Source organism: Micromonospora sp. LOL_025, assembly GCF_048060285.1.
Taxonomy (GTDB): Bacteria; Actinomycetota; Actinomycetes; order Mycobacteriales; family Micromonosporaceae; genus Micromonospora.
Genome location: NZ_JBHMIR010000065.1, coordinates 1 through 6,406, shown reverse-complemented (window position 1 = coordinate 6,406; position 6,406 = coordinate 1). Strand labels below are relative to the sequence as shown.

Genomic DNA, 6,406 nt, shown 5'->3' with positions numbered 1-6,406 from the left:
TCCCCAGGCCGATCAGCACGTCCCGGAAGTTCACCCCGGCCGCGCGCACGGCGATGCGCACCTGGCCCGCGCCCAGCTGCACGGGCGTGGCCCGCACCGGGCCGATCCCGTCCAGGGTGCCGGGCGTGACGGGGGCGAGGTGCCACGGCCCGGGCGGCGGCGTGAGCTCGTCGCCCACCGGCCGCACCAGCCTCGGCACGAGGGTCCGCTCGCCCCGCACGGCGAGCTGGCCGCCGGAGACCGACGGGTCGGCCGCGGCGCCGGCCAGCACGGCGAGGGTCGCGGGAGTCAGCTCGCCGTCGACGTCGGCGAGGACGATCCGCCCAGGGTGTTCCGACTGCGCCGAGCGCAGCAGGCCCCAGACGGCGGCGGCAGCCAGGTCGGTGACCTGGTCGTCGTCCCCGGCGGCCACGGCCCCCCGGGTCACCACCACGAGCTTCGTGTCCGCCAGCGGCTCGGCGGCGAGCCAGGAGCGCAGCACCTCCAGCACACCGTTGGTGACCGCCCGCACGGCCTCCGGCGCGGCGACGCCGGGATCGCCGGCGGGCACCGTCAGCAGCGCCTGCCGGGCCGTGGCCCCGCCCGCCGCCAGCGCCGCCACGTCCGCGAAGACCGGCAGCTCCGGCAGCGCGGCCGACGCCGGCCGGCCCAGCGCGGCCCATCCCGCAACGTCGTCGACGCCGGCGACCTCCTCGGCCTGCCAGGCCACCTCGAACAGCGACCGGGCGGCGGCGCCCCGGGTCGCCGTACCGGTCATCTCCCGCAGCACCAGGGAGTCCACCGACACCACCGGCGCGCCCGAGCCGTCGCAGGCGACCAGCCGCACCCCGGAGCCGTCCCGGGTCAGGCGCACCCGCAGCGTCCTGGCCCCCGAGGCGTGCACCTGCACGCCCTCGAACGCGAACGGCACGCGCGGCCCGCCCGTCGCCTCCGACGCCAGCAGCAGCGCCACCGGGTGCAGCGCGGCGTCCAGCAGCGCCGGGTGCACCCCGAACGCGCTCGCGTCCCCGGCCGCCCCGTCCGGCAACGCCACCTCGGCGAACACCGCACCGTCGGCCGTCCAGGCCCGCCGCACGCCCTGGAACACCGGCCCGTACGACAGGCCGTGCTCCGCCAACTTCGGATACCAGCCGGTCAGGTCCACCTCGGTCGCGCCCGCCGGCGGCCACGCGCCGACGCCCGGCTCGTCGGCCGACACCGGTTCGAGCACACCGTCGGCGTGCCGCACCCACTCGCCGTCGCCGTCGTCCTCGGGCTGGGAGTACACGGACACCGAGCGGACGGCGGAGTCGTCGGCCGCGCCGACGCGCACCTGCACGCGTACCGCACCGGACTCCGGCAGCACCAGCGGCGCCGCCACGGTCAGCTCCCGTACGCGCGACGCGTCCACCTCGTCGCCGGCGCGCACCGCCAGCTCGACCAGCGCGGTGCCCGGCACCACCACGGCGCCGCCGACCACGTGGTCCGCCAGCCACGGGTGCGTCGACGTCGACAGCCGACCGGTCAGCACCACCTCGTCGTCGCCGGCGAGGCGCACCGCCGCACCGAGCAGCGGGTGCCCCGCCACGCCCAGGCCGGCGCCCGACACGTCGCCGACCCGCCACGGCACCACCTCGGGCCAGAACCGCTCCCGCTGGAAGGCGTACGTGGGCAGATCCACCCGCCGCGCCCCGGTGTCGGCGAACCACTCCTGCCAGCTCACCGGTACCCCGTGCACGTGCAGCTCGGACAGCGCCGCCAGGAGCGCCTGCGCCTGCGGCCGGTCCCGGCGCTGGGCGGCGACGGTCAGCACGTCGTCGTCGGGCAGGACGCCCGCCGTCATCGCCGTCAGTACGCTCTGCGGGCCGACCTCCAGGAACGTGTCGACCCCGGCGTCGCGCAGGGCCGCGATCCCGTCGGCGTAGCGCACCGCCTCGCGCACGTGCCGCACCCAGTAGTCGGCGGTGCGGATCTCCTCGGCGTCGGCGAGCGCCCCGGTCAGGTTCGACACGATCGGCAGCGCGGGCGCGGCGAAGGTCAACCGCTCGACGATGCCGCGGAAGCGCTCCAGCACCGGCTCCATCAGCGGGCTGTGGAACGCGTGGCTGACGGTCAACCGGCGGGTGCGCACACCCCGGTCCCGCCAGGTCCGCTCCACCTCGTCCAGCGCGTCGACGGCGCCGGAGACCACGACCGAGGTCGGGCCGTTCACCGCCGCGACGCCGACCCGGTCGGTCAGCCCGGCGATCGACTCGACCACCGCCGCCTCGTCGGCGGCCACGGCGAGCATCCCGCCGCCCTCCGGCAGCGCCTGCATCAACCGGCCCCGCGCCGCCACCAGCAGGCAGGCGTCCTGGAGGGACAGCACCCCGGCCACGTGCGCGGCGGCGATCTCGCCGATCGAGTGCCCGCCCACGAAGTCCGGCACCACGCCGAACGACTCCATCAGCCGGAACAGCGCCACCTCGACGGCGAACAGGCCGGCCTGGGTGAACGCGGTCTGGTCGAGCAGCTCCGCCTCGGCGGAACCCTCCGGCGCGAACAGCACCTCCCGTAGCGGGCGCGGCAGCACCCGGTCCAGGTGTCCGCACGCCTCGTCGAGGGCGGCGGCGAAGACGGGGAACTCGGCGTACAGCTCCCGGCCCATGCCGGCGCGCTGCGCGCCCTGGCCCGAGAAGAGCACCGCCAGCGGACCCCGGTCCCCGGCCTGGCCCGTGACCACCGTGCCCGACGGCGCTCCCGCCGTTAGGGACTCCAGGCCCGCCAGCAGGCCCGCCCGGTCCTCGGCGAGCACCACCGCGCGCCGGTCGAGCGTCGACCGGGACACCACCGACGACCACGCCACGTCGAGCGGGCGCGGCTCCTCGTCGTCGCCCAGCCAGCGGGCCAGCCGCTCGGCCTGCGCGGACAACGCGGCCGGCTGCGCGGCGGAGAGCAGCACCGGCGCGACGACGGGACGCCGCGACGGGGCGGCCTCGTCGGCAGCCGCGTCGGGGGCCGGGGCCTGCTCCAGGATCAGGTGGGCGTTCGTGCCGCTCATGCCGAAGGACGACACGGCGGCCCTGCGGACGTGGTCGCCGCCCGTCCACGGGCGGGCCTCGTCCAGCAGGGACACGGCGCCGGTCGACCAGTCGATGTGCGGGGACGGCTGGGCCACGTGCAGGGTCGGCGGCAGCACGCCGTGCCGCATCGCCATCACCATCTTGATGACGCCGCCGGCGCCGGCGGCGGCCTGCGGGTGGCCGATGTTCGACTTCAGCGATCCCAGCCACAGCGGCCGGTCGGCGGGCCGTCCCTGGCCGTACGTGGCCAGCAGCGCCTGCGCCTCGATCGGGTCGCCGAGCCGGGTGCCCGTGCCGTGCGCCTCGACCACGTCCACGTCGGACGGGCTGAGCCGGGCGTTCTCCAGCGCCTGCCGGATGACCCGCTGCTGCGAGGGACCGTTGGGAGCGGTCAGGCCGCTGCTGGCGCCGTCCTGGTTCACGGCGCTGCCCCGGATCACCGCCAGGACGGGGTGACCGTTGCGCCGGGCGTCGGAGAGCTTCTCGACGAGCAGCATGGCGACGCCCTCGGACCAGCCGGTCCCGTCGGCGTCGGCCGAGAACGCCTTGCACCGGCCGTCGGAGGCGAGCCCCCGCTGGCGGGAGAACTCGACGAAGGCGCCGGGCGTGGCCAGCACGGTGACGCCACCGGCCACGGCGAGGGAGCACTCGCCGTCGCGCAGGGCCTGACCGGCGAGGTGCAGGGCGACCAGCGACGAGGAGCAGGCGGTGTCGATCGTGACGGCCGGGCCCTCCAGCCCGAAGGAGTACGCCAGCCGGCCGGACATGACGCTCGCGGCCGTGCCGGTGAGGACGTAGCCCTCCGTGCCCTCGGGCAGTTGCCGCAGCACCGAGGTGTAGTCCTGCCCCGCGGTGCCGACGAACACCCCGGTACGGCTGCCCCGCACCGACGCGGCGTCGATGCCGGCCCGCTCGAAGACCTCCCAGGTCACCTCGAGCAGGAGCCGCTGCTGCGGGTCCATGGCCAGCGCCTCGCGCGGCGAGATGCCGAACAGGGTCGGGTCGAACAGGCCGGCGTGGCGCAGGAAGCCGCCCCGGTTGCTGTAGGTGGTGCCGGGGTGGTCGGGATCGGGGTCGTAGAGCCCGTCGAGGTCCCAGCCCCGGTCGTCGGGGAACGTGCCGGTGGCGTCCACCCCGCCCGCGACCAGGTCCCACAGGTCCTCCGGCGAGGCGACCCCGCCGGGGAAGCGGCAGGCCATGCCGACGATCGCGATCGGCTCGGCGTCCTCGTTCTCCAGCTCGGTCAGGCGACGGCGCGCCAGGCGGAGCTCGGAGGTCACCCACTTCAGGTGTTCGAGGAGCTTGTCTTCGTCCGCCATGACCCACCCGCCCAGAGCTTGCTATCGATCGGAATCTGCCGATTCGTTGACCACGCCACCGCCGACGGACCGGCTTCGTGCACAGGTGGGTGGAGACATGGCCGCTCGGCTCACGATCCCGACACCTGTTCCCGATTCCGGTTGTCGTGCCTGCTCAGGAGCCCGCCACGCCGGGCCGTCCCGCCGACACATGCCCGCCACCGTGACTGGACGGTACTGAGCGCCCATCACGCGCCCAACCCCTAGAGAACCCCTGATCGACCGGCCCGTCCGGACCGTCGCGGCGGGCCCCCGGACAGCGGTGACCAGCGCCGCGACGACCACTCAGGCGGGCTGTCCGGCGACCGCCGGCAGGATGCGGCGCAGCTTTCCCGGAGGCGTCGAGCGGCGACGCCACTCCCGTGGGTAGCCCACCGAGACCTCTTCGAACCGGACCCCGTCGTACCAGGTGGTGCGCGGGATGTGCAGGTGGCCGTAGACGGCCACGCGGGCGTCGAAACGGACGTGCCAGTCGGCGGTGGCCTCGGTGCCGCACCACTGCGCGAACTCCGGGTACCGCAGGATCCGGGTGGGCTCGCGGACCAGCGGGAAGTGGTTGACCAGGACGGTGGGGAGCCCACCGCGTTCCGCGGTGAGGCGGCGCTCGGTCAGGGCCAGCCGCGCCCGGCACCAGGCGTCGCGCGTCGGGTACGGGTCCGGGTGCAGCAGGATCTCGTCGGTGCAGACCACGCCGACCTCGTGCGCCCGCGCCAGGGCCTGCTCCCGGGTGTACGTCCCGGCCGGCCGGAAGGTGTAGTCGTAGAGCACGAACAGCGGGGCGATCAGGACCGGGTCGTCTCCCTGCGGGTCCCAGACGGGGTACGGGTCCTCCGGCGTCACCACCCCGAGCCCGCGGCACAGCTCCACCAGGTGCTGGTAGCGCGCGTCTCCCCGCAGCTGGATCGGGTCCTCGCGGGGGGTCCAGAGCTCGTGGTTGCCGGGAGCCCAGATCACCTTGGCGAACCGGCGGCTGAGCAGTCCCAGCGCCCACTCGATGTCGGCGACGAACTCGCCGACGTCGCCGGCGACGATGAGCCAGTCGCCGTCACGCTCCGGCCGCAGCCGTTCCACGATGGCCTTGTTCTCCGCGTGGACCACGTGCAGGTCACTGATGGCGAGCAACTGAGGCAGGCCGGATCCGGCCATGCGGACCTCCCGTCCATCCGGGGTACCGCACGCACCCACATCCGTACCGCTCGGCTGCCGGTGGGCAGGGCGAGACGGCCTGACGGGCTTTGACCCTACGGAGCCGGGCCCGCACAGGCACACCCCTAGACGGGCGCCGCGCACCCCTAGGCGACCGTGGGTCCGGCCGGCGCCGACCAGCTCACGCGTACGCGCCGAGAGGCGCCGACCGTCCGCTCAGGACTTGCCGAACTCCCGCTGGATGATGTCGAAGAGCTCCTCCCGACTCGCCGACTCCAACTCCTCCGCGGCGGCCGGCGCCGGCGTGGCGGCGGGTCGTCCCCGCCATCTGGCCACCAGATCCTCCAGCCGGCTGATGACGGCGTCGTCGACCTGGTCGCCCGGCAGCCCGCCGAGGAGCTTGTCGAGGCGCTCGATCTCCGCCGCGATCGGCAACGCCGGCTGCTCGGGCGCCAACTCGGCCCGCAGGTGACCGGCGAGCGCGGCCGGCGTCGGGTGGTCGAAGACGAGGGTCGCGGGCAGCCCGATGCCCGTCGCGGCGGTCAGCCGGTTGCGCAGCTCGACGGCGGTGAGCGAGTCGAAGCCCAGTTCGAGGAAGCCGCGGGCGGGCCTGATCCCGCTCGGCGTGGCGTGGCCCAGCACCACCGCGGCGGTGCTGCGGACCAGGTCGAGCAGGATGCGGTCGCGCTCCGGCCCGGAGGCGGCGGCCAGGCGCTCGCGCAGCGCCGTCGCCGCGCCGCGGTCCTCGTTCTTCGGCGCCTCCTCGCCCTGCGCGGGCTGTGCCTCGGGAATGTCGGTGAACAGGCGGGACGGACGCAACGCCGTGAACGACGGCACGAACCGATCCCACCGCACATCCGC

The 6,406-nt window shown here is 75.3% G+C and carries 3 protein-coding genes; all 3 read right to left on the bottom strand.

The window, feature by feature from the left end:
- On the bottom strand, positions 1-4,360 hold a 4,360-nt coding region (locus tag ACFHW0_RS31300), incomplete at its 3' end, for a beta-ketoacyl synthase N-terminal-like domain-containing protein (RefSeq protein WP_416613234.1).
- A 324-nt stretch (positions 4,361-4,684) separates the two neighbouring features.
- Positions 4,685-5,545, bottom strand: a complete 861-nt coding sequence (locus tag ACFHW0_RS31295; RefSeq protein WP_416613233.1) for a metallophosphoesterase family protein — start codon at positions 5,543-5,545, stop codon at positions 4,685-4,687.
- Positions 5,546-5,761: 216 nt separating this feature from the next.
- Positions 5,762-6,406, bottom strand: a 645-nt coding sequence (locus ACFHW0_RS31290; RefSeq protein ID WP_416613232.1) for a phosphopantetheine-binding protein, incomplete at its 5' end; no start/stop codon positions are given.

Coding starts and splice junctions, on each gene's coding strand:
- ACFHW0_RS31295 (WP_416613233.1), bottom strand. CDS start 5,545: ATGGCCGGATCCGGCCTGCCTCAGTTGCTCGCCATCAGTGACCTGCAC.